Source organism: Pseudomonas sp. P135 (assembly GCF_020312125.1).
GTDB lineage: Bacteria > Pseudomonadota > Gammaproteobacteria > Pseudomonadales > Pseudomonadaceae > Aquipseudomonas > Aquipseudomonas fragariae.
This window is the reverse complement of sequence record NZ_JAGPYR010000007.1, coordinates 112188-134937: the sequence shown is the minus strand read 5'-3', so window position 1 is coordinate 134937 and position 22750 is coordinate 112188. Positions and strand designations below refer to the sequence as shown.

Here is a 22750-nt window from a genome sequence, read left to right as displayed (position 1 = left end):
TCGCGGGTTCAGCCGCCGGACTTTTTAGCCTTGAAGCCTTTTTTGATCAGCTCTGCCAACAGCAGTTCGACGTGATCGCCCTGAATCTCGATCACGCCTTCCTTGAGCGATCCGCCTGTGCCGCAGCGTTGCTTGAGAGCCTTGGCCAACTCTTTGAGCGGTTCTTCGGCCAGCGGGACGCCGCTAATGGTGGTGACGGTCTTGCCGCCCCGGCCCTTGCTTTCACGACGTACACGGGCAATGCCGTCACCTTCGGGGATGGCCGTCTGTTTGCAGGTGCACTCGGCAACGGGTTGACGACAATCGGGGCAGTGGCGCCCAGCGTCGGTTGAAAATACCAGGCCACCCAGGGCGGCGAGAGAAGCGGCTTTTTTAGCCACGCAAACATCCTCTTGTTGAGGACTGAAGATGGGTCGGACTCGTACGAGCCATCGACCGCGAAGCCCCACTCTGGCAGGGGCAGCGCTACTGAAACGGCAGGGCCGGTCCAGTTTGAAAAGGTCGCGCAGTGTAACGGCAAACCGGCCGGTTGCTAAGGGGCTGGATGTGCCAATTGCTGAACACTCGCTTACTGCTCGTTCTCTATCTGCTTAAGGTAGCGTTTCAGTGCCGCCAGGGAGTCGGGGCACCAGGGATTATGCTCAGCCTGTTGCAGAACTTCGGCGATGGGCATGAAGCGCGCCTCCAGGACCTCTTCAGGTTGCAGTTTCAAAGGTCCGTCCCATACGGCTGAAAACACTGCACACCAGAGCCGGTTGCCCGGCTGATCGAAGAAAAACTGTTCGTGGGCCTGCAGCGGTACGCCACTGACGCCTAGCTCTTCTTCCAGCTCGCGCGCGGCAGAGGCTGCGTAGCTTTCATCGGCCTGGACCATCCCGCCTGCGGCTACGTCCCAGTAGCCGGGATAAATCGCCTTGCTCAAGGTGCGCCGATGCACGCACAGCTCACCGAGACTGTTGAACAGCAGGATATAAGTGCCGCGTCCGATCAGTCCGCGTTCACGCAGGTCAGCGCGGACCAGCGAACCGAGCAGTCGATCCTGTTCGTCGACCCAGGCGATCTGCTCGGCATCCGAGGCGGCGCGGTGCGCGGCCTCGTTGGCAGGTATGGACATCAGCCCTGATTCAGCAGCTGGCGCAGGTCGATGACCGCAGCGTTGGCACGCGAGATGTAGTTGGCCATGACCAGCGAGTGGTTGGCGAACACGCCGAACGGGCTGCCGTTGAGAATCATCGGGCTCCACATCGGCTCTTGCGAGGCTTCCAGCTCACGAATGATCTGGCGCACGCTGACCGTCGCGTTCTTCTTCGCCAGTACATCGGCAAAATCAACCTCGATGGCGCGCAGCAGGTGCGACAGGGCCCAGGCCTGACCGCGTGCTTCGTAGAACACGTTGTCGATTTCCAGCCATGGCGTTTCGACGATTTCCTCGTCGACCTGCGGTACTTCACCGGGTTTGACCGACACAGCGGCTTCGGTTTTCAGCGTGCTGTTGAGTTTGACCCGGCCAACGCTGGCCGACAGGCGTTGCGACAGCGAACCCAGGCGGGTGCCGACATCGCCCAGCCAGTTGTTCAGGTTGTCGGCGCGGGCATAAAACAGCGCGCCTTTCTGGTTGGGATCGGACAGGCGTGCCTGGTAGCGGCTCAGGGAGTTGATCCCCTCGGCGTACTGCGACTCGCTGGAAGGCAGCAACCAGCTGCGATTGTTGAAGTTGAACAACGGCTCGGCGCGGGCCAGATCGCCATCTTCAGCCGATTGCGACTGGGAGCGGGCGAAATCCTTGCGCAGCGCACGACTCAGATCACGCACCTGCACCAGCACGCCGTATTCCCAGCTCGGGATGTTGTCCAGCCACAGGCCTGGTGGCATGCGGTCGTTGGACAGGTATCCACCGGGCTTGTTAAGCAACGTGCCCGCCACGGTCTTGAGCGTTTCAACCGTTGTGTAGCCGATGACCATCTGTTTGCCTTCGCGCTCGGCGGCGGCTTGCGCATTCTGTTGTACCGGGAACAGCGCAGGTTCCTTGCTCCAGTACCAGCCGACTGCCAGTGCGACGAGCAGGTAGATCAAGATCAGGGCGCCCAGCGCACGGCTATAGAACAGGTTACCCAGGTAACCGCGGCGTTTGGTCGATGAAGTGTCAGCGCTGCGCGCACCCGCGCTGCCTGCGCGGTTCTTCCAATCCAGCATGGTAGGGTCCTTTCGATCTTGAGTTGAATGCTTCACGAGGCGTTCGACCGCAACCTTACCTCAAGGTGCGGCTGACAGACATTATCTTGATATTTGAACTGTAACGATCATAGGCGCAGTCTATGCATCGATTGATTTTGCATACTGGCTATGCGCCATCAAATTGTTGTCAAATAAGTGACTTACGACGCTGTTCTGTTGTAACGGAGGTGCTAGCATAGCGCCATCAGCCGTATCGCTCAGCAAAACCACAGTAGTCTGACCATGACCGACCACGAAGACCCTAGCCGAGATCGCCTGAAGCATCACTTTGCCCAACGGGTCATTCACCAGGCGCGCCAGATTCTGGAGACGTGGCAGCGTCTGCAAAAGGCCGAATGGTCGGTCGGCGATATGGCCGAGCTCAAGGAGTCCACGCAGCGTCTTTCGCGCTTCGCCGAGCGTTTCGAGCAGGCAGAACACAGCGCTCTGGCGCATGAGATCAGCCAGGCCCTCGATGCGGTGAAAGCCAATCGCGGTCGTCTCAACAGCCGTGTCATCACGGATCTCAATCGTCTGATGCAGCGCCTTTCCCGAACCGGACTGCGGCACGGCGATCGTTTCGAGCAGACGGCGCTGCCACCGTTGCGCAAGCCCGTCTATATAGTGCTTCAGGATCACGAGCGGGCCGAGCGCCTGGCCAAGCAGCTGGAGTTTTTCGGGCTGGCGGCGCTGTCGCTGCACAATGTCGCCGAGTTTCAGCGGGCGATGGCACAGCGGCACCCGGCAGCGATTGTCATGGATGTCGATTTCAGCGGGCCGGGCAAGGGGCTTGAACTGGCCTCTCAGGCTCAGGAAGGGCTGGAACAGAAGCTTCCGCTGTTGTTTTTCAGCCTCAATGAAACCGATACGCCCACCCGCCTGGCCGCCGTCAGGGCCGGTGGCGAAGAGTTTCTGACCGGCGCGCTGGAAGCGTCGAGTCTGCTGGAAAAAATCGAAGTGCTGACCTGCGTGGCTCAATACGAGCCTTATAAAGTGCTGATCATCGACGATTCCCGCGCGCAGGCGCTGCACACCGAGCGTGTTCTCAACGCCGCCGGAATCGTCACGCGGGTGTTGCTCGACCCGATTCAGGCGATGTCCGAACTGGCCGAGTTTCAGCCCGACCTGATCATTCTCGACATGTACATGCCGGGGTGTACCGGTACGGAGCTGGCCAAGGTCATTCGCCATAACGACCGTTATGTCAGCGTGCCGATCATTTATCTGTCGGCCGAAGACGATCAGGACAAGCAACTCGATGCCATGAGCGAAGGCGGCGACGATTTTCTGACCAAACCGATCAAACCCCGTCATCTGATCACCACGGTGCGCAACCGTGCTGCCAGGGCGCGAAGCCTCAAGGCACGCATGGTCCGCGACAGCCTGACCGGGCTTTACAATCACACGCATATTTTGCAACTGCTGGAAGATTGCAGCTTTCGTTCGCGACGTGAGGACAAGCCGCTGTGCTTTGCCATGCTCGATATCGACCACTTCAAGAAGGTCAACGACAGCCACGGCCACCCGATGGGGGACCGCGTCATCAAGAGCCTTGCGCTGTTTCTCAAGCAACGCTTGCGCAAAACCGACTTCATCGGGCGTTACGGCGGTGAGGAATTTGCCATTGTCATGCCGGACACCGACATCCAGAGCGCCCACAGGGTGCTGGATGACATCCGCCATCGCTTTGCAGAGATCCATTACCCGGCGCAGCCCGCCGATCTGTTCTGCACCTTCAGTGCCGGGGTGGTTTCTCTCGGTGCCCATGACGACAGCCTGAGCCTTGCCTCCCAGGCGGATACGGCGTTGTACTGCGCCAAGCACGCCGGCCGCAATCGGGTGCATTCGGTGCTGGTCGATGTGCCTTATCACGTCGTATTGAACGGGATCGAAGCCTGACTTCCGTTCAGCCCTGGCTTTCGCTCTGCCTTTGCCGCTCTGCCGATTTGCCCGGTGAAAATGCCAATGCCAGTTGTGTGCGGTTATGCATGTGAGTCAGGCGCAGCACTTGCGACACATAGAGTTTTACAGTGTTTTCAGTAATGCCCAGTTCGCAGGCGATCTGGTAATTGGTCAGTCCGGTGCTGACCAGGCGCGCCACATCCAGCTGGCGGGGTGACAACTTGGCCAGTGCCACCGGCATTTGCCCGTCACGTTGCTGCCCATCACGTTCTTGGCGGTTACGCATTTTGCGCTCGGTTTGAGGCCTGTTCTGGACGCTGTCCAGGTTCTGATAAAGATCGTCGATGGAGGCGGCCAGAAACTGGAGCTTTTCGTTGAGCAGGCCCAGTTGCTGGCGGGTTTTCTGCCGCTCGTGCAGCGCCTGGACTTGCAACTGCACAGCCTCGAGCAATTCTTCCAGATCGACCGGCTTCTGATAATAATCGGCGATGCCGGCCCGAAGCGCCTTGATGACGTCTTTTTTCTCGGCCTGGCCGGTCAGCATGATGGCCTCGAACAGGTGCGTCTTGCCGCCAGCCATCTTCATCGCTTCGACCATCTCGATGCCGTTCATGCCGGGCATTTCCAGATCGCAGAGTACGATGCCGATGGTGCTGTCGGCGCTGAAATGCTCGATGGCCTCAAGGCTTGAATGGCAACGCACACACTCATAGCCGCTGCTCTCCAGAAACTCGCAGAGTTCTTCAACGATAAGGGGCTGGTCATCGACCACTAGAACTTTCGTGAGCGGGTAGTTATCCACAGGCAACTCCATGCTGTTAGGGGGCCGCCGACGGCGCCCCGATCCATTCAGCAAAACATGACTCGGCGTTATTCGATCAGTGTGGGTATTGGTGACAGTACGTCATGGCCATGACTTAACCGTAGTCGTACTTTCTGACTATGTACATAGCATTAAAATTTCCCGCGCTGTTATTCGACTAGTGGAGCAGTGCCGTGCTCAGGAGTAAACCGGCGAATAAAAAAGGTGAAAAAGGATGTTTATCTGGCGCCGCAGGGTTCATATACCGATAGCGTTGCGCAACCCATTGCTGTGCAAGCGGCCAGGCACTCTTTCCGACGAGAAGCCAGGTCGCCATGGCAACACCCGCGCCAATAAACGTACACAGCAGATAGGCACTGTTCGAGGCCAGCGCCAACGCCGTCATCAGTTTGACGTCTGCGGCGCCCAACTTGCCGAGTGCGTAACCGGGCAATGTCAGCGCCAATGCCAGGGTCACGGCCAGCAGGGCCTCCAGCGCAGGCGAGCCGAGCCAGGTCATACCGGTCAACGCCAGGTAGATAATCGCCAGCGCTGCTGCGCCGAGTGTCAGTCCGTTGGAAATCTGCTTGCAACGCGCATCCTGTTCGGCGCAAATTGCAAACCAGATCAGCAGGAAAAATAATTTCATCACGCCGAAGACATCCTGTTATCGGGAAAGATCTATGCTGTGTTGATGCATTACATGTCAGGGTAGACGTCGATATGAAAACTGTTCTGCACCACACCTTGCCCCGTCGTCAACAGGGGGCCGCCGCTATTGAATTCTCTGCGGTGTTCGTTATTTTCTTTGCGGTGTTCTACGGCATGGTGAGTTATAGCCTGCCGTTGCTCATGGTTCAGTCATTCAATGCCGCCGCCAGTGAAGCGGTGCGCAGAAGTGTGGCCCTCAGTCCAACAGTTACCGGCTATAACGATTTGTTAAAGAGTCAGGCTCAGAGTGTGGTCATGAACCAGTTGTCGTGGATACCCCCTGCGCTGGGATTCAATATCAACCATACCAGCGTGACCTATAGCGCAGGCATTTTGACCGTGACCATCCAGTACCCCAAGACCCGACTGGCTCAGGTACTGCCCTTGTTGACTCTTCCAGGCATTGGCGAGGTTCCGCGCTTGCCCAGCAACCTGACTGCACAAGCGAGTCTGCAACTTGTCCCTTGAAAAGAATCGTTTGAGCCGTTGGCTGGGCCGTGGTGAAGCAACGCAGGTGCCGCAGCCCTTGCCGATATCGAGCGAGCCCGGTCCGATCGGTGCGGACCTTTATCTGCTGCTGGATGACGAAGGCCGTATACAAAGTATCAGCCCGCACTTGCTCTCTCGTCTGGACATCGCTGCGCCACTGCCGGCTGCCCAGCGATTGATGAGTCTGCTGCTGCCCAACAGTGCACTGGTTATCGAAGGTGTGCCGCGTGACTGGCTGGGGCACATGCTCGACCTGGACTTCAAGGGCGACGATGCACATACCTTGCACGCCCGAGGCTGGGTGCAGGCGCATGGCAAGGGCTGGCTCTTGCAATTGCTGGATATCAGCGACCTGATGGAGGAAGCCAGTGCCGCGCGCAGCCGCCAGCAGTGCCTGCGGTTTGCCGGGCAGATGGCCGAGCGTGTGCGAGGGTGCAATGTCGACCGCCTGACTGCCGTGGTGAGCGAGCAACTGGAGGAACTCGCGCAGCTGTGGCGCATTCCCTGTGTGGCGCTGGTGTTGCCGGAGGTTGGCGGTGTCGGCTGGCGTGTTTATTGTCAGTACAGCGCTCATACGGCGCCCGAGTTGTGGCAGGTCGGGCAGCGGCTGGGCACTGCGCTGGATCGATTCAACGTCGATGCCACGCAGCAGTTGAGGTTTGGCGGCAGTGTCGATGCGGGAGCGCTGCAAAGTGTTTTCGGCAACGCTGACGGTTTTCTCATCCCCCACAGCCGCGATAACGTTGCCAAGGCCTGGCTGATGTTCGGTTTTTATAACGCGCAGCAGCAGGCGCCGGACCTGGGCGAGCGCGAGTGGCTCAACCTGTGCTCGGCGCTGGCCGGGCCGGTGCTTTTTCGAATGTCCGAGCAACATAACCGTCACCATGTCGAACGCCTGGCGGTGCTTCAGGACCTGCTGGGCACCGGGTGGTGGGAATTGCTGCCGGATCGTGACGAGGTTCTGCTGGCACCGCAGCTGGCTCGCAGTCTGCGTCTGGGCGACCGGGTCGAGAGCCTGTCGCGTCAGGACTGGCTGGCACTGATTCATCCCGCCGATCGACAGGAGCTGTCCAGTCGCCTCGCCCAGTTGCGCGACAAGGGCACGCCGCTGTTGCTCTGTGTACGTCTGGCACAAAACGACCCCGCTCAGGAAACCCTCTGGTTTCGTATTCAGGGGCAAGCGTTGCACAGGGGGCAGGTGCAGCGGGTATTGGGCTTCATGCTGGACGTCAGCGATATCAAGAATCAGGAAACCGAGGCCGCCGCCGCCCATGCCCGGCTGGATAACCTGATTGCCAGTTCGCCCGCCGTGATTTACGTGCAGCGTTATGATCACGGCAATCTGGAACCCACCTTTTTCAGTGACAGCCTCACGCCTTTGCTGGGCTGGACGCTGGCCGATTGCGTCGACGGGCAACTGGCGGGGTACATCCATCCCGACGACCACGACATCTGGTTCGAGCGTAATCGCCAACTGCTGCGCGAAGGATTCGTCAGCCGCCGTTTCAGGTTGCGCAACAGGAACGGCCAATACCACTGGCTGCTGGACGAGGCGCGACTGCTGCGTGACGACCTCGGCATGCCGGTGGAGGCGGTGGGTCTGTGGCTGGATGTGACCGAGGCCACCCTGGCCGCCGAGCATATACGGCGTAGCGAGGAGCGTTACCGCATTCTGGTCGAGGATTCGCCGGCCATGATCTGCCGCTACACGCCGGACCTGGTGTTGAGTTTCGGCAACCGGCCGCTGGCCAGGTATATGGAGTGCACACCCGAGCAACTGACCGGGATCAACCTGGGAGACTGGCTGTCGGACGAGCAGCGCGAGGCATTCATCAAGCGTATCGGCCAGCTGACTCCGGAAGCGCCGGTGAGTACCGAAGAAATCTGTATCGAGCTGCCGGGACGCGAGTATGCCTGGTGGATATGGGCCGACCGGGGGGTATTCGATGAACACGGCAAACTGGTCGAAGTGCAGGCGGTGGGCCGTGACAACACCGATGTACGCCGCTCGCGCATGCAGTTGAATCAGAGCGCGAAGATGGCAACGCTTGGCGAGATGTCCACCGGTCTGGCCCACGAGATCAATCAGCCGCTCAACGTCATGCGCATGGCCGTGGTCAACGTCCTCAAGCGTCTGGGTCGGGGTGATGTGGACATCGAATACCTCACTGAAAAGCTCAATCGCATCGACACCCAGGTGCAGCGCGCCGCCCGGGTGGTCGATCATATGCGGGTATTCGGTCGCCGCTCTGAAGTAGAAGAGCAGCTGTTCGATCCGGCCCAGGCGGTCGAAGGCACGATCTCGATGCTGGCTGAAGGCATGAAAGGCAAGGGCGTGCAGCTGCGGGTCGGCGGGATGATCGACGCGGTGCGGGTTCGTGGTCATGTCGATCAGCTTGAGCAGGTGCTGATCAACCTGATGGTCAACGCCCGGGATGCCTTGTTGTCGCGCCGGGAAAAGGACCGGGATTTCGAGCCATGGATCAGTGTCGAGGCCGAGCGCGATGAAAATATCATCCGCCTGGCGGTCCAGGACAACGGTGGAGGCATTGATCCGCGGTTGCTGGAGCGCATTTTCGAGCCGTTTTTCACCACTAAACCGGTAGGTGTCGGCACCGGGCTGGGCTTGTCCGTCAGTTACGGCATCGTCGACCAGATGGGCGGCCAGCTCAGCGTCGCCAACATCGGCGAGGGCGCTCGCTTCCAGATCGAGCTGCCGATATTCAACGCCGATCAGCCCGGCAGCTAAATCACCAGCGTCGCCTGACCCAGGTTGCAGCTCAGGTTGGTGCCGACATCGGTAGCCCCCATGCTCACACCCAGTGATTCGAACAACGGGTCGACGACCGACGTCAGCAAGCGTGTCAGGGTGTCGTCGACAATCGCATCCAGCGCCAGGGTCAGGCTGTTCAGTGTGGTGGCCGCACCGGTGATGACGTTGCCCAGCACATTGCTGGTCGCCGGTTTATACACATTCACTTTCACGCTTGAAGCCGTGCCGTTGAGCAAGGTGCTCGGTTTGGTGTGTGCAACGCGTGTCAGGTAAAACGGGGCACTGTTGATCTCCGGCAGGTTGGGCGAGCTGAACGTCGTGCTGGTCACCGTCGAGCTGCCCAGTGCCGACTGGCTGACGTTGTCGAAGGTAAGGCCGATACCGCCACCCCCGAAAGGCTTGCGGGCGGTGCAGTTACCCAGCAGCCCGGCGATTTTCTGACAGGTCATGGTGCCGATATCGATGACCGGCACCGGCAGGGCGGTGATGGCCGCCGGATCAGTGCTGGCGGGGAAGGCCGACGAGCTGTCGATCGAGCCGATCCTGACGCTGAGCAGTGCTGCGTCGGTCTTGACGTTGAGGGTTTTGCTGGCGTTGCTGGTACAGGTAAAACCGGTGACGTAGCTGTCGGCGCTGGCCATTGACAGGCTCATGTCGATTCTCGGGCCTGCGCTTGATGAGCTGTCGGTCAGAAACTTGAAGTCGCTCACCATGCAACTGCTCAGTCCCAGCGCGCAGGAGGCCGAGGTCCCCAGCCCGGCGAGGTTCAGGCCCAATGCGCTGTTGAGGATCGGCGTGAGGCTGCCGATCACCGAACCTGCGGTATTGGCCAGCGAAGTGATTGTGCCGAGCACCGGCAGGTTGATCGACACCAGCGCGCGCATCTGTGCCGTGCGTACGTAAATCCGGTTGGCACCGTCTCGCGGGTTGAGCGGGTCGATTTTGCTCGGGTCGCCGATCGCCGACAGCTGAGGCGGCTCGATCACCTGAATGCGTGTGGTGACCTGCGCCAGCCCGGCGACATTGATCTGGGTGGCGGTCAGAACGCCGGTCTTTTCGTTGGCCAGTTGCGCGAGGCCCTGGACCAGATCCATCAGGCGCAGATTGGTGTTCAGCGCGGCGAGGTCCGTGCCGCTCTGCACTGAGAGCAGATCACCCAGCAGCACGGTGGTCGTTCCAGCCGCCAGCTTCAAGGCTTGCAGGCCCTGAATGGCGGCGGCACCGCCCAGCGTCGCGTTGGGGCTGATGACGTTGATTGCGCTCTGCAGCAACTGACTGACCGATACCGAGGTGTTGAGTACATCGTTGTAGCCAATCGCCGTAAGGCTGAGGTCGGTTTTCAGCCTGTTCAGGTAGCTCAGCAGGCTCAGGTTGGTGTCTGCGATGCCTTGCCAGTTGGCAACACTCAGGTTCAGCGTACCGCCCAGCAGGCTGCCGACCACCGGGTTGAGGAGGGCGGCGCCGGTGCTGTCCACAGTGACTGCCGCACTGCGGATGGTCAGTGCCGCCAGCGGCGAGGCGCTGGCGGCCACGGCGGTGGCGCTGATCGTCACATTCGGTGGGGAGGGCGTTTTTTCGAACAGGGCGCCAATGCCGGCTGCAATGCTGCGCGGCACCGGATGCGCCGCAACCACCTGAATAGCCAGCGCTTGCGTCGAGTCGGCGACAAATACGCGAGGTCCCGCGACGTCCACCGCAAGTGTTCCGCAGCGAGTCACCAGGGTGCGGCCATCGGTATTCGGGGTGAAACCGTTGCGCGTAGCACTCTGACTGGCGAAATCGGGCGCCGAGGCCGCCGTGCCGCTGCACGTTCCTCTGCGGCCTGCCGCTTCCAGGGCGGCAATGTCCGCAACCCGCTGCAACGAGCGCTTTTCCAGGTACAGCCTGCCGCTGTCGATAACGGTCAGCGTGCACAGCAGCGCCAGACCCATGGTCAGCGCCGCCATCAGGCCGATCGCGCCGCGCTGCCGGGAGGGCAGCGCCGTATAACCATCCAGTGCAGACATCAACACTCCTTCGATCACGCCATCGCACACTCATTTGTCGCTGGGGAGTGTAGTCAACGCCTCGAAAGAGCACTGGCAAGGTGCCAGATTTGAGAAGTGTCGCACCCGTTGCGCGCGGGTGCGATCAGTTCTGCCGATCAATACTGGTAACGCAGCACACCGTGCGACAGGGCGCGAACGGCAAAAATACCCAGCAACGCGGTCATGGCTGGCACGACGAGCCACCAGACGCGCACCGACATGGCCGGCAAAGGGTCCTTGCGTTGAATGAGCGCCAGGCTGGCGGCGCAGACACAGAACGCCAGAAGCATGCCGGCGAGAATATCGGTGGGCCAATGGACACCCAGATATACCCTCGACAGCGCGATTGCCAGGGCCGGAATACCGGCGACGAACATCCAGGTCACGCGCAGCCGCACGGGCTGGCCACGTCCGGCCAGCACTGCCAGGGTCATGAACAGCGCAAAGGCCGCCGAGCTATGCCCGCTGGGCATGCTGTACGTGGTCAGCGGTTCTAACAGCACCTCCGGGCGAGCGCGGGCGAAAAACGTTTTCAGGATGCCGTTGGCGATCGCGGTGCCCAGTGTGGCGGTCAGGGCAAAGGCTGCGTGGCGCCATTGCCTGGCAACCGCCAGCACGATGATCAGCAGACTGGCGGCCAGCAACTGCGCCCTGAAATCGCCGATGCTGGTGACGAAGACCACAATGTGCTGCGTGGCTTCGCTGCGGTGTTCCTGGATGAGCGTCATCAGGCCGTTGTCGAAGTCGGCCAACAAGGGGAAGCCGAAGAACAGCGCCGCGACCAGCGTCAGGCTGAGCGCGGAAATCAGTCGGGTTGCGTAGCGTTTCTGGCGAATACTGCTCTGGATGCTCAGCCCGAACAGGACGGCCAGGCCGCCGCCGACCACGGCCGCCTCGGGCCAGAAGCCTTCCGGCAGTGGCAGGCGAATCGCTGCACCTGCCGCCCAGCCCGGCATCAGGTAGGCAATCGACCAGCCTGCCGCCGCCAGCACACTGACCGCCACGAAGCGCGGCAGCGGCATGTCGCACATCCCGGCGATCATCGGCAGCATCGGGCGCAACGGACCGATGAAGCGTCCTACCAGCAAACTGGCAATGCCGTAACGGTGGAAGTATTTTTCCGCACCTTCCATCCACTCCGGGTGCGTGCGCAAGCCGGGCAATTGACGGATATTCTGATGAAAGCGCCGGCCTACGAAGTACGACACCGCGTCACCCAGCAGCCCACCGAGAAAACCCAGCAACAGCACTTCACTCAACGGCAGTATCCCGCTGCCCGCCAGGGCGGCGATGGCAAACATGATGACCGTGCCCGGCACGACGATCCCGACGATCGCGACGCATTCAATGAAGGCCACCAAAAAGATCGCGACAGCCACCCAGGAAGGGTTTGCGGTCAGCCAGCCAGTCATTCCATTGAGCAGATCGCCCATCGGTCAGTTTCCTTGATCGAGAAATAAGTAGTCGCGGCCTTCGACCTGACCGCGTCTGAGAGGGTTCCGTGTGCAGAAACGGGCGTACCCGGCATCCACGAAGCGGTACATCAGGTGCTCATCGCGCCCGGCAGGAATGCCCAGTCGGGTGGTCTGGATGATACGTTCGGGTGTCTGGCCGACGTCCTCGACCAGCAATTTCTGCGGGTCGAAGCGCTTGGCGTCCCACACCGGGACTTTCAGGCCGAGCGCCTTGCACAGCAGCGTCTGGCCAGCGCAAAGCCGTTGCGCCGGGCGCATCGCGCCGCTGGCGTCGGGGTTGTTCAGTTGCATCTGCGCCAGCGCGTTTTCGTCGCTGGTTGCGTCGGTCCAGGCAAACGCCGATTTGATCAGCACGGCATTGCCCGGCCCTTCGGCGCTGAAATTCAACGAATCGCCGCCACGCGCGTAGTACATATAGATGTGGCCGCCGTCGAGAAACAGCGCCTTGCGTTTCTCGGTGTAGCCCAGCGAGGCATGGCTGCCCTTTTCGGCGCAGTAGTACGCTTCGGTTTCGATAATCCGCGCGGCCAGCCACAGGTCGCCTGCCTTGTGGCGAATGACTTTGCCCAGCAGGTCGCGCGCCAGCACCTGGGCATCGCGATGAAAGAAGTGGTCGGGAAGGGCTGTGGGCATAATCGGACGGGTACATTGAGAAAGAGCCCGATAATAACAAGCGCAAGTTTAATTGCAGCTGAATGTGTCCGGATTAGGCGCTTTGTTGTTTCTGAACATGACCGAATCATGACAGGCCGTTAAGCCCATGCGTGATGCCTGCCTGTGCATGGCCGCTGGCAACGCCTGCCACGGTGACGAAAAATCTGCGCACTGATATCGACCATCCGCCTGTCTGCGCTGTCGTTCGGGCGGCACGACAGCTATAATCAGCCGCTTTCCTCTTTGCCAAGACCTCTGAGACCAATGACTGAGTCCGTTCTTGACTACATGACCCGCCTGGGTCGCGCCGCCCGCGAAGCTTCGCGAGTGATCGGTCGTGCCAGCACTGCGCAGAAGAACCGCGCCCTGCAGGCCACTGCCGCCGCTCTGGACGAAGCCCGCGCCGAGCTGTCTGCCGCCAATGCGCTGGACCTGGCCAATGGTCAGGCGAACGGGCTTGAGCCGGCCATGCTCGAGCGTCTGGCCCTGACCCCCGCACGGATCGACGGCATGATCGTCGGGTTGCGTCAGGTTGCAGCGCTGGCAGACCCGGTCGGTGCGATCCGCGACATGAGCTATCGGCCGTCGGGTATTCAGGTCGGCAAGATGCGCGTGCCGCTGGGGGTTGTCGGAATCATCTACGAGTCACGTCCGAACGTGACCATCGATGCGGCCAGTCTGTGTCTGAAGTCCGGAAACGCAACCATCCTGCGCGGTGGTTCCGAAGCCATTCATTCCAATCGCGCCATCGCGGCCTGCATTGAACGCGGTCTGGCCGAGGCCGGGCTGCCCGCTGCTGTCGTGCAAGTGGTTGAAACCACCGACCGTGCAGCGGTTGGCGCGCTGATCAGCATGCCCGAGTACGTGGACGTCATCGTTCCGCGTGGCGGCAAGGGCCTGATCGAGCGCGTCAGCCGCGATGCGCGGGTGCCGGTCATCAAGCATCTGGACGGCATCTGCCATGTGTATGTCAGTGCCCACGCCGATCTGGCCAAGGCGCAGAAGATCGCCTTCAACGCCAAGACCTACCGTTACGGGATCTGCGGCGCGATGGAAACCCTGCTGGTCGATCAGACCATTGCCGCCGACTTTTTGCCGTCGATGGCCGCACAGTTTCGCGAGAAGGGCGTCGAGTTGCGCGGTTGCGAGCGTACCCGTGAGCTGATCGACGTGATCCCGGCCACCGAGGACGACTGGCATACCGAGTACCTGGACGCGATTCTGTCTATTCGCGTCGTGTCCGGGCTGGATGAAGCCATCGAGCACATCAACCATTACGGCTCGCATCACAGCGATGCCATCGTTTCGGACCACCAGAGTCAGGTGCGCCGGTTCATGGCCGAGGTCGATTCCAGTTCAGTCATGGTCAACGCGCCGACCTGCTTCGCTGACGGGTTCGAATACGGCCTGGGTGCCGAGATCGGCATTTCTACTGATAAGCTGCACGCCCGCGGTCCTGTCGGTCTTGAAGGGCTGACCTGCGAGAAGTACATCGTGATCGGTGACGGCCAATTGCGCGGACAAGCCTGACTTGAATAGCCCCATGACCGCGCTGCCCAGACGTATCGGCATGCTTGGGGGCACGTTCGACCCGGTTCATATCGGTCATTTGCGCGGTGCGCTCGAAGTGGCCGAACTGCTGGAACTCGATGAGTTGCGCCTGACGCCCAGCGCCAGGCCTCCGCATCGTGACATGCCGAGCGTCACCGCCGAGGATCGTCTGGCGATGGTTCAGAGCGCCGTCGCGGGTGTGTCGCCCCTGACGGTGGATGACCGTGAACTGAAACGTGACAAACCGTCGTACACCCTCGACACACTGGAATCGATGCGCGCCGAACTGGCGCCTCGCGACCAGTTGTTCCTGTTGCTGGGTTGGGATGCCTTTTGCGGGCTGCCGACCTGGCACAGATGGGAAGAACTGCTGGAGCACTGCCATATCGTGGTGCTGCAACGCCCGGACGCGGACAGCGAGTCGCCGGATGCCATGCGCAATCTGCTGGCGGCCCGCGCAGTCAGCGATCCCAAGGCCCTGAAAGGGCCGGGTGGACAGATTACATTCGTCTGGCAGACGCCTTTATCGGTATCTGCCACCCAGATCCGTCAACTGCTGGCCAGCGGTAAGTCGGTACGTTTTCTGGTGCCAGACGCGGTACTGGCCTATATCGATGCGCGCGGACTTTACCGCGCGCCGAACACTGATGGGTCGTCCTGAAACTGCTTTGATCGACAAGCGTCTGGACGGTCCCACACATACGAGCTGAATGAGTTTTATATGACCAAGCAAAAAATGAGCAGTGAAGAAGTCATCAATGTTGCGATTGCAGCCCTCGAAGAGGTCAAGGGTGCCGACATCCTGACCATCGACGTGCGCGACAAGACCAGCATCGCTGACTACATGCTGATCTGCACCGGTACGTCCAACCGTCAGTTGAACGCACTGGTCGATAACGTCCGTGACAAGGTCAAGGCTGCCGGCCTGAAGTCCCTGAGCGAAGAAGGCAAGGGCGACAGCGACTGGGTCCTGCTGGACCTGGGTGATGTGATCGTCCATGTGATGACCGCTGCGGCACGCCAGTTCTATGACCTCGAGCGCTTGTGGCAGGGGGCTGAACAAAGCCGTGCTGCCAGCGCTGCGCACCACACACCGGGCAACGAATAAGGTCTTGATGTGCGTCTGCGTCTGATCGCTGTGGGTTCGCGCATGCCCAAGTGGGTGGAAGAAGGTTGGCACGAATATGCCAAGCGGATGCCCTCCGAGCTTGCGCTTGAACTGGTGGAAATCCCGCTCAATACCCGAGGCAAAAACGCCGACGTCGCGCGCTTTATCCGTCAGGAAGGCGAGGCGATGCTGGCGAAAGTGCAGCCGGGCGAGCGGATTGTCACGCTGGAAGTGCATGGCAAACCGTGGAGCACCGAACAGTTGGCGGTCGAGCTCGATCGCTGGCGTCTCGATGCGCGCACGGTCAACCTGATGGTCGGCGGCCCCGAGGGGCTGGCGCCTGAAGTCTGTGCCCGCAGTGAACAACGCTGGTCTCTGTCGCCGCTGACCCTGCCGCACCCGCTGGTGCGCATCCTGATCGGCGAGCAGATGTATCGCGCCTGGACGGTCCTGTCCGGGCACCCTTATCACAAGTAGCATCGTCTTTACTGTGAATACGGCCTAAATGTCTCAACCGATCCGCCTCAAAGACCACGAAAAGGACGCACGCCTGGTGCGCGGCAGGGTCGTGTTCGGTGCTGTGGCGGTGGTGTTGCTGGTGTGCGTGCTGATTGCCCGGTTGTATTACCTGCAGGTCATCCAGTACGAGTATCACTCCACGCTTTCGGAAAATAACCGCGTTCACGTTCAGCCGATTCCGCCCAGCCGCGGGTTGATCTACGACCGTAACGGCGTTGTGGTCGCCGATAACCGGCCCAGTTTCAGTCTCAGCATGACCCGTGAGCGCGCCGGCGAGTGGTCCAGCGTGCTCGACACCATTGTCGAGATCCTGCAGCTCACCCCCGACGACCGCATCATCTTCGAAAAGCGCATGAAGCAGGGGCGTCGGCCATTCGAGCCGGTGCCCATCCTGTTCGAGCTGAGCGAGGAACAGATCGCCCTGATCGCCGTCAACCAGTTCCGCCTGCCGGGCGTCGAAGTGGTTGCGCAACTGGTCAGGCATTACCCGCAAGGGCCGCACTTCGCCCACTCGGTCGGCTACATGGGGCGCATCAACGAGAAAGAGCTCAAGAGCCTCGACCCGATCAATTACAGCGGCACGCACCATATCGGCAAGACCGGCATCGAGCGCTTTTACGAGCCCGAGCTGCATGGTCAGGTCGGCTACGAAGAGGTCGAGACCAACGCCCGTGGTCGCGTATTGCGTGTGCTCAAGCGCACCGACCCGATCCCCGGCAAGGACATCGTCCTGAGCCTGGACATCAAGCTTCAGGAAGCCGCCGAAGCGGCACTGGGCGGGCGTCGTGGTGCGGTCGTCGCGCTGGACCCGGCCACCGGGGAAGTGCTGGCGATGGTCAGTGCGCCGAGCTTCGATCCGAATCTGTTTGTCACCGGCATCAGCTTCAAGGCCTATGCCGAGCTGCGCGATTCCATCGACCGGCCGCTGTTCAACCGCATCCTGCGAGGGCTGTACCCGCCGGGCTCGACCATCAAGCCTGCAGTGGCGATTGCCGGGCTGGATACCGGTGCGGTGACGCCTGGCTCGCGGGTATTCGATCCGGGCTATTACCAACTGCCCAATTATGATCACAAGTACCGCAACTGGAACCGCACCGGCGATGGCTGGGTCGATCTGGATACGGCGATCATGCGTTCAAATGACACGTACTTCTACGATCTGGCACACAAGGTGGGCATTGATCGACTGGCTACCTACATGAACAAGTTCGGTATCGGGCAGAAGGTCTCGCTGGACATGTTCGAAGAATCTCCCGGCCTGATGCCGTCCCGCGAGTGGAAGCGCGCCACGCGCCGTCAGGCCTGGTTCCCTGGCGAAACCCTGATTCTCGGGATTGGTCAGGGCTACATGCAGGCGACGCCTTTGCAACTGGCCCAGGCGACCGCGCTGGTGGCCAACAAGGGTGTATGGAATCGGCCGCATCTGGCCAGAACCATCGAAGGCAAGGCGCCTGTTGATGAAAATCCGATGCCGGACATCGTGCTGCGCGACCCGGCCAACTGGGGACGCGTCAACCATGGCATGCAGGAAGTGATGCACGGCGCGCGCGGTACGGCGCGCAAGGCCGCCATTGGTGCGCAGTACCGGATTGCCGGCAAGAGCGGTACTGCCCAGGTGGTGGCCATCAAGCAGGGCGAGAAATACGACCGCACCAAGGTGCAGGAACGCCACCGCGACCACGCCTTGTTCGTCGGCTTCGCCCCGGCTGATAACCCGAAAATCGTTGTTGCAGTGATGGTCGAGAACGGCGAGTCCGGTTCCGGCGTTGCTGCCCCCGTCGTGCGTCAGGTCCTGGACGCCTGGCTGCTCGACGAAAACGGCCATCTCAAACCCGAGTACGCCGGTTCCCTGAATCTGGAGGCTGCGGCCCGTGAAGAGTAATTTCGACCGCATCCTGTCCAGTGAAGACGTGATGCGTCGCCGCGCCACGTTTCTGCAGCGCATTCATATCGATGGCCCATTGCTGATCCTGCTGCTGACGCTGGCGGCGGGCAGCCTGTTCGTGCTGTATTCGGCCAGCGGCAAGAACTGGGACCTGCTGATCAAACAGGCCAGTTCGTTCGGCATCGGTCTGGTGGCAATGGTGGTGATCGCCCAGCTGGAGCCGCGCTTCATGGCGCGCTGGGTGCCGGTGCTGTATGTCATCGGCGTGCTGCTGCTGGTGGTGGTGGATGTCATGGGTCACAACGCCATGGGCGCAACGCGCTGGATCAACATTCCCGGGGTGATCCGCTTCCAGCCTTCGGAGTTTCTCAAGATCATCATGCCGGCGACCATCGCCTGGTACCTGTCCAAGCGCACGCTGCCGCCGCATTTGAAGCATGTGGCGGTCAGTCTCGCCCTGATTGGTGTGCCGTTCATTCTGATCGTGCGCCAGCCCGACCTGGGAACGTCACTGCTGATTCTGGCGTCGGGTGCCTTCGTGCTGTTCATGGCCGGTTTGCGCTGGCGCTGGATTATCAGTGTACTGGCGGCGGCCATACCGGCCGCGGTGGCCATGTGGTTCTTCTTCATGCACGACTACCAGAAGCAGCGCGTACTGACCTTTCTGGACCCCGAAAGCGATCCGCTGGGGACCGGCTGGAACATCATTCAGTCAAAGGCTGCGATCGGTTCGGGCGGCGTGTTCGGCAAAGGCTGGTTGCTCGGTACCCAGTCGCACCTCGACTTTCTGCCGGAAAGCCATACCGACTTCATCATTGCAGTATTGGGTGAAGAGTTCGGCCTGGTAGGCATCTGTGCGCTGCTGATCATCTATATGCTGCTGATCGGCCGCGGGCTTGTGATCACTGCGCAGGCGCAGACATTATTCGGCAAACTGCTGGCCGGCGCGTTGACCATGACGTTTTTTGTTTACGTTTTCGTCAACATCGGTATGGTCAGTGGCCTACTGCCAGTGGTGGGGGTGCCGTTGCCCTTCATTAGCTACGGCGGAACTTCGCTCGTGACCCTACTGTCAGCGTTTGGGGTTTTGATGTCGATCCATACACATCGTAAATGGATCGCTCAAGTTTGATTAAGGTGAACTATTCAATGCAAGCAATGCGTAACTGGGCTCGATATGCTCCGGTGGTCGGTCTGGTGGGCATCCTTGGCTCGGTGCAAGAGGCGCTGGCGGGCGACTATGAAGGGTCGCCCCAGGTAGCGGAATTCGTTGGTGAGCTGACCCGCGATCATGGCTTTGCCGGTGAGCAGTTGATGAGCCTGTTCCGCGAGGTCGAGCGCAAGCAGGCCATTCTCGATGCCATTTCCCGCCCGGCCGAACGGGTCAAGCAGTGGAAAGAGTATCGGCCGATGTTCATCACCGATACGCGCATCGCTCGCGGTGTCGACTTCTGGCGTCAGCATGAGGCCGCCTTGGCGCGTGCCGAGCAGGAATATGGCGTGCCGGCGCAGATTATCGTGTCGATCATTGGTGTAGAAACCTTCTTCGGCCGCAATACCGGTAATTACCGGGTGATCGATGCCCTGTCGACGCTTGGCTTCGATTACCCGCCACGTGCCCAGTTCTTCCGCAAGGAACTGCGCGAGTTTCTGCTGCTGGCGCGCGAGCAACAGGTCGATCCCCTGACCCTCAAGGGGTCTTACGCCGGGGCGATGGGGCTGCCGCAGTTCATGCCGAGCAGCTTCCGCGCCTACGCGGTGGATTTCGACGGTGACGGTCACATCAATATCTGGACCGACCCGGACGATGCCATCGGCAGTGTCGCCAGCTATTTCAAACGCCATGGCTGGGTGGCCGGTCAGCCGGTGGTCAGTCGCGCCACGGCCCGCGGCGAACGGGTTGACGAGGGCTTGAGTCCTGCGCTTGATCCGGTAATGTCGGTCGGGGAGTTGCGACAGCTGGGCTGGGCGAGTCATGATGCGCTGCGCGACGATATGCCGGTGACGGCATTTCGTCTGGAAGGCGACAATGGTCCTGAATACTGGCTGGGTTTGAACAATTTTTATGCAATCACCCGTTATAACCGCAGTGTGATGTACGCCATGGCCGTATATCAGCTGTCTGAATCGTTGGTTCAAGCTCGAGGCGTCAAGTAATGCGGGCATCGCCGATTCTTCAATCATTCAAGCTTCTGGCGCTGACCGGCCTGGCAGTGCTGGTTGCCAGTTGCTCGTCGCCGTCACGCACAACGTCGTCGCAGCCGCCAAAAGGCGGTGCAGTCGTGCGCTCGATGCCGGGCCTGGACATCAACCGAGCCCACAAGGACGGCGCGCCGTGGTGGGATGTGGATGTCTCGCGTATCCCTGACGCAACGCCGACCCTGCACACCGGGGCCTACAAGGCCAACCCGTACACCGTGCTGGGCAAGACCTACTTCCCGATGAGCGATGCCAAGCGTTACGTCGCTTCGGGCACCGCCTCCTGGTATGGCACCAAGTTTCATGGCCAGAACACTGCCAACGGCGAAGTGTATGACCTGTACGGCATGAGCGCCGCGCACAAGACCCTGCCGCTGCCCAGCTACGTCAAAGTGACCAATCTGGACAACAATCGCACGGTGATCCTGCGCGTCAACGATCGCGGGCCGTTCTATTCCGACCGCATCATCGACCTGTCCTACGCGGCCGCCAAAAAGCTCGGCTATGCCGAAAGCGGCACGGCTCGGGTCAAGGTCGAGGGTATCGACCCGCAGGAATGGTGGGCGCAACGGGGTCGTCCGGCGCCGCTGTTGCTCAATCAGCCGCAGGTCGTTGCCCAGGCGACGCCGCCTGCGCTGTCCACTTCGACCGGCACCGTCGAGCAGTACACACCGCCGCCTCAGCAGCACGCTGCACCCGTCGTGCCGATGCAGGTTGACGCAAAAAAAAACGCTTCAGGACAAGCCGCTGGGCTGTTTCTCCAGGTGGGAGCCTTCGCCAACCCGGACGCTGCGGAACTCCTGAGGTCGAAATTGAGCGGGATGGTTCGAGCGCCGGTGTTCGTCAGCTCGATAGCGCGCAATCAGCAAACACTCTATCGAGTGCGGATGGGACCGATCGACACGCAGGGTGAAGCCCAGCAGCTGCAAAACAGCGTCAGGTCGGCCAATCTGGGTCAGCCGAGCGTAGTGACATCGGATCAGTAAGTTCTTCGACAATCGTTCCCCGGCAATAATGGGGGACGATATGCAGTCGCACGCGGCGCAGATTTGCTTTCAGGGCAAGCGTTGCAGGTAACTGCCCACAAGGTCGTGTGTCGAACAGGCGACTTTGTCAGCCAGGGTTACAGCCTGGCGCCACGAGCCGTACCGAAGCGTTTTCGCTTCGCCGGTCTGTTCAGTTTTGCCCGCAAGGGCATGTTTGCCCATTAGGATTCTCGAGAGACGGATGAACATCACCACCTTTGCAAAACGTTTGTGCCTGCTTGTTCCACTGATTATCACCCCGACTGTGTGGGCGGCAGAGCAGATGACGCCTGCTGCACCGCAACTGGCGGCCAAGGCCTACGTGCTGATGGATGCCACCAGTGGCAACGTCCTGGTCGAGAACAATGGTGATCAGCGTCTGGCTCCTGCCAGCCTGACCAAGCTGATGACCGCCTACATCGCGACCCTGGAAATCCGTCGCGGCCAGATCGGCGAAAACGATCCGGTGACGATCAGTGAAAACGCCTGGCGCACGGGCGGTTCGCGGATGTTCATCAAGGTCGGCAGCCAGGTCACGGTCAGCGACCTGTTGCACGGCATCATCATCCAGTCGGGTAACGACGCCAGTGTCGCGATTTCCGAGCACATCGCCGGCAGCGAAGACGCCTTCGCCGACATGATGAACAAGACTGCCGGCGACCTGGGCATGACCAACAGCCACTTCATGAACCCGACCGGTCTGCCGAACCCTGAGCACTACTCGTCGGCTCACGACATGGCGATCCTGGCACGCGCGATCATTCACGAGGACCCGGCCCACTATGCGATCTACTCGCAGAAGGAGTTCTTCTGGAACGGCATCAAACAGCCTAACCGTAACCTGCTGCTGTGGCGAGACAAGACCGTTGACGGTCTGAAAACCGGTCACACCGATGAAGCCGGCTACTGCATGGTGTCCTCGGCAGTACGTGACGGCATGCGTCTGATCGCCGTAGTGTTCGGCACCAACAGCGAACAGGCCCGTGCGGCTGAAACCCAGAAGCTGCTGACCTATGGCTTCCGTTTCTTCGAAACCCAGAACTTCTATCAGAAGGGCACCGAGCTGGCCCAGGCCACGGTCTGGAAAGGCACCGAGCGTCAGGTCAAGGCCGGTCTGGCTGAAGATCTGAGCATGACCATGCCAAAAGGCGACATGAAGAAGCTGTCTGCCAGCATGACCATGAACCCGCAACTGGTTGCGCCAATCGCCAAGGGCGACGTGATCGGCAAGGTCGAGGTCAAGAAAGACGATCAGGTGGTTCACACCGCCAATCTGATTGCGCTCGATGGGGTTGAGGAAGGTGGTATTTTCCGCCGCGTGTGGGATAGCATCCGCCTGTTCTTCTACGGCTTGTTCAACTGATCCAGTAACCAATGCCGACCTTCTCGCGGCCTGCTCATGATCTGAGCGGGCCG

General features: G+C 60.7%; 20 protein-coding genes. 12 read left to right on the top strand and 8 right to left on the bottom strand.

Annotation, left to right across the window (positions count from 1 at the left end; all coding sequences use genetic code 11):
- Nucleotides 1-8: 8 nt before the first annotated feature.
- The 3 genes from KBY08_RS13150 to KBY08_RS13140 all read right to left on the bottom strand — a co-directional run bounded on the left by KBY08_RS13150 (nucleotide 9) and on the right by KBY08_RS13140 (nucleotide 2193).
- Nucleotides 9-380, bottom strand: a complete 372-nt coding sequence (locus KBY08_RS13150) for a translation initiation factor Sui1 (RefSeq protein ID WP_003313912.1) — start codon at nucleotides 378-380, stop codon at nucleotides 9-11.
- Between the two features lie 188 nt (nucleotides 381-568).
- The gene (locus KBY08_RS13145) at nucleotides 569-1114 is read right to left on the bottom strand and encodes an NUDIX hydrolase (RefSeq protein ID WP_003399749.1); all 546 of its coding nucleotides are present in this window, start codon (nucleotides 1112-1114) and stop codon (nucleotides 569-571) included.
- Complete coding sequence (locus KBY08_RS13140) at nucleotides 1114-2193, bottom strand: DUF2333 family protein (RefSeq protein WP_011268997.1); 1080 nt, start codon at nucleotides 2191-2193, stop codon at nucleotides 1114-1116. The genes KBY08_RS13145 and KBY08_RS13140 overlap by 1 nt, the downstream gene beginning before the upstream one ends.
- 264 nt (nucleotides 2194-2457) lie before the next feature.
- Here KBY08_RS13140 and KBY08_RS13135 point away from each other — a divergent pair, with 264 nt between their 5' ends.
- Nucleotides 2458-4113: a response regulator gene (locus KBY08_RS13135; RefSeq protein ID WP_111522211.1), complete on the top strand. Its 1656-nt coding sequence runs from the start codon at nucleotides 2458-2460 to the stop codon at nucleotides 4111-4113.
- A gap of 7 nt (nucleotides 4114-4120) precedes the next feature.
- Here KBY08_RS13135 and KBY08_RS13130 read toward each other — a convergent pair whose 3' ends face one another.
- Both KBY08_RS13130 and KBY08_RS13125 read right to left on the bottom strand, forming a co-directional pair.
- A complete protein-coding gene (locus KBY08_RS13130) occupies nucleotides 4121-4930 on the bottom strand; it encodes a response regulator transcription factor (RefSeq protein ID WP_161632406.1) in 810 nt (269 codons plus the stop codon).
- A 166-nt stretch (nucleotides 4931-5096) separates the two neighbouring features.
- The gene (locus KBY08_RS13125; protein ID WP_003399757.1) at nucleotides 5097-5567 is read right to left on the bottom strand and encodes an A24 family peptidase; all 471 of its coding nucleotides are present in this window, start codon (nucleotides 5565-5567) and stop codon (nucleotides 5097-5099) included.
- 74 nt (nucleotides 5568-5641) lie between these two features.
- Here KBY08_RS13125 and KBY08_RS13120 point away from each other — a divergent pair, with 74 nt between their 5' ends.
- Together KBY08_RS13120 and KBY08_RS13115 are read left to right on the top strand one after the other, a co-directional pair.
- A complete protein-coding gene (locus tag KBY08_RS13120; protein WP_003399758.1) occupies nucleotides 5642-6097 on the top strand; it encodes a TadE/TadG family type IV pilus assembly protein in 456 nt (151 codons plus the stop codon).
- Nucleotides 6087-8867 (top strand): PAS domain-containing sensor histidine kinase, encoded by a 2781-nt coding sequence (locus KBY08_RS13115; protein WP_024660921.1) that lies wholly within the window; start codon nucleotides 6087-6089, stop codon nucleotides 8865-8867. The genes KBY08_RS13120 and KBY08_RS13115 overlap by 11 nt, the downstream gene beginning before the upstream one ends.
- On the opposite strand, the gene KBY08_RS13110 is transcribed toward KBY08_RS13115, so the two are convergent.
- The 3 genes from KBY08_RS13110 to KBY08_RS13100 all read right to left on the bottom strand — a co-directional run bounded on the left by KBY08_RS13110 (nucleotide 8864) and on the right by KBY08_RS13100 (nucleotide 13026).
- A complete protein-coding gene (locus tag KBY08_RS13110; RefSeq protein WP_111522210.1) occupies nucleotides 8864-10897 on the bottom strand; it encodes a TadG family pilus assembly protein in 2034 nt (677 codons plus the stop codon). The two genes, KBY08_RS13115 and KBY08_RS13110, sit on opposite strands and share 4 nt — an antisense overlap.
- 137 nt (nucleotides 10898-11034) lie before the next feature.
- Nucleotides 11035-12351 carry a bifunctional DedA family/phosphatase PAP2 family protein gene (locus KBY08_RS13105; RefSeq protein WP_024639421.1) on the bottom strand — a complete coding sequence of 439 codons (1317 nt, stop codon included), beginning with the start codon at nucleotides 12349-12351 and terminating at the stop codon, nucleotides 11035-11037.
- Between the two features lie 3 nt (nucleotides 12352-12354).
- On the bottom strand, nucleotides 12355-13026 hold the full coding sequence (locus tag KBY08_RS13100; protein ID WP_011268989.1) for a DNA-3-methyladenine glycosylase: 672 nt from the start codon (nucleotides 13024-13026) through the stop codon (nucleotides 12355-12357).
- 285 nt (nucleotides 13027-13311) lie between these two features.
- Between KBY08_RS13100 and KBY08_RS13095 the strand changes: the two genes are divergently transcribed.
- From KBY08_RS13095 to KBY08_RS13055, 9 genes are all read left to right on the top strand, one after another.
- Nucleotides 13312-14577 (top strand): glutamate-5-semialdehyde dehydrogenase, encoded by a 1266-nt coding sequence (locus KBY08_RS13095; protein WP_024651248.1) that lies wholly within the window; start codon nucleotides 13312-13314, stop codon nucleotides 14575-14577.
- A gap of 22 nt (nucleotides 14578-14599) precedes the next feature.
- Nucleotides 14600-15259 carry a nicotinate-nucleotide adenylyltransferase gene (gene nadD, locus KBY08_RS13090; RefSeq protein WP_161420682.1) on the top strand — a complete coding sequence of 220 codons (660 nt, stop codon included), beginning with the start codon at nucleotides 14600-14602 and terminating at the stop codon, nucleotides 15257-15259.
- Nucleotides 15260-15319: 60 nt separating this feature from the next.
- Entirely contained in the window at nucleotides 15320-15706 is a 387-nt protein-coding gene (gene rsfS, locus KBY08_RS13085; RefSeq protein WP_002555337.1) for a ribosome silencing factor, read from the top strand.
- A 9-nt stretch (nucleotides 15707-15715) separates the two neighbouring features.
- Nucleotides 15716-16183, top strand: coding sequence for a 23S rRNA (pseudouridine(1915)-N(3))-methyltransferase RlmH (rlmH, locus tag KBY08_RS13080; RefSeq protein WP_002555336.1), 468 nt, complete (start codon nucleotides 15716-15718; stop codon nucleotides 16181-16183).
- 28 nt (nucleotides 16184-16211) lie between these two features.
- Nucleotides 16212-18107, top strand: coding sequence for a penicillin-binding protein 2 (mrdA, locus tag KBY08_RS13075; RefSeq protein WP_003399770.1), 1896 nt, complete (start codon nucleotides 16212-16214; stop codon nucleotides 18105-18107).
- A 31-nt stretch (nucleotides 18108-18138) separates the two neighbouring features.
- Nucleotides 18139-19242, top strand: a complete 1104-nt coding sequence (gene rodA / locus KBY08_RS13070) for a rod shape-determining protein RodA (RefSeq protein ID WP_003399772.1) — start codon at nucleotides 18139-18141, stop codon at nucleotides 19240-19242.
- A 17-nt stretch (nucleotides 19243-19259) separates the two neighbouring features.
- On the top strand, nucleotides 19260-20267 hold the full coding sequence (gene mltB / locus KBY08_RS13065; protein ID WP_104684574.1) for a lytic murein transglycosylase B: 1008 nt from the start codon (nucleotides 19260-19262) through the stop codon (nucleotides 20265-20267).
- Nucleotides 20267-21295 carry a septal ring lytic transglycosylase RlpA family protein gene (locus KBY08_RS13060; RefSeq protein ID WP_011268986.1) on the top strand — a complete coding sequence of 343 codons (1029 nt, stop codon included), beginning with the start codon at nucleotides 20267-20269 and terminating at the stop codon, nucleotides 21293-21295. Before mltB ends, KBY08_RS13060 begins: the two co-directional genes overlap by 1 nt.
- A 241-nt stretch (nucleotides 21296-21536) precedes the next feature.
- Complete coding sequence (locus KBY08_RS13055) at nucleotides 21537-22697, top strand: D-alanyl-D-alanine carboxypeptidase family protein (protein ID WP_003399777.1); 1161 nt, start codon at nucleotides 21537-21539, stop codon at nucleotides 22695-22697.
- Nucleotides 22698-22750 lie beyond the last annotated feature (53 nt).

Coding starts and splice junctions, on each gene's coding strand:
- mrdA (WP_003399770.1), top strand. CDS start 16,212: ATGTCTCAACCGATCCGCCTCAAAGACCACGAAAAGGACGCACGCCTG.
- rodA (WP_003399772.1), top strand. CDS start 18,139: ATGCGTCGCCGCGCCACGTTTCTGCAGCGCATTCATATCGATGGCCCA.
- KBY08_RS13135 (WP_111522211.1), top strand. CDS start 2,458: ATGACCGACCACGAAGACCCTAGCCGAGATCGCCTGAAGCATCACTTT.
- KBY08_RS13120 (WP_003399758.1), top strand. CDS start 5,642: ATGAAAACTGTTCTGCACCACACCTTGCCCCGTCGTCAACAGGGGGCC.
- KBY08_RS13125 (WP_003399757.1), bottom strand. CDS start 5,567: ATGAAATTATTTTTCCTGCTGATCTGGTTTGCAATTTGCGCCGAACAG.
- KBY08_RS13130 (WP_161632406.1), bottom strand. CDS start 4,930: ATGGAGTTGCCTGTGGATAACTACCCGCTCACGAAAGTTCTAGTGGTC.
- KBY08_RS13100 (WP_011268989.1), bottom strand. CDS start 13,026: ATGCCCACAGCCCTTCCCGACCACTTCTTTCATCGCGATGCCCAGGTG.
- KBY08_RS13095 (WP_024651248.1), top strand. CDS start 13,312: ATGACTGAGTCCGTTCTTGACTACATGACCCGCCTGGGTCGCGCCGCC.
- KBY08_RS13140 (WP_011268997.1), bottom strand. CDS start 2,193: ATGCTGGATTGGAAGAACCGCGCAGGCAGCGCGGGTGCGCGCAGCGCT.
- rsfS (WP_002555337.1), top strand. CDS start 15,320: ATGACCAAGCAAAAAATGAGCAGTGAAGAAGTCATCAATGTTGCGATT.
- KBY08_RS13145 (WP_003399749.1), bottom strand. CDS start 1,114: ATGTCCATACCTGCCAACGAGGCCGCGCACCGCGCCGCCTCGGATGCC.
- KBY08_RS13110 (WP_111522210.1), bottom strand. CDS start 10,897: ATGTCTGCACTGGATGGTTATACGGCGCTGCCCTCCCGGCAGCGCGGC.
- KBY08_RS13055 (WP_003399777.1), top strand. CDS start 21,537: ATGAACATCACCACCTTTGCAAAACGTTTGTGCCTGCTTGTTCCACTG.
- KBY08_RS13060 (WP_011268986.1), top strand. CDS start 20,267: ATGCGGGCATCGCCGATTCTTCAATCATTCAAGCTTCTGGCGCTGACC.
- KBY08_RS13105 (WP_024639421.1), bottom strand. CDS start 12,351: ATGGGCGATCTGCTCAATGGAATGACTGGCTGGCTGACCGCAAACCCT.
- mltB (WP_104684574.1), top strand. CDS start 19,260: ATGCAAGCAATGCGTAACTGGGCTCGATATGCTCCGGTGGTCGGTCTG.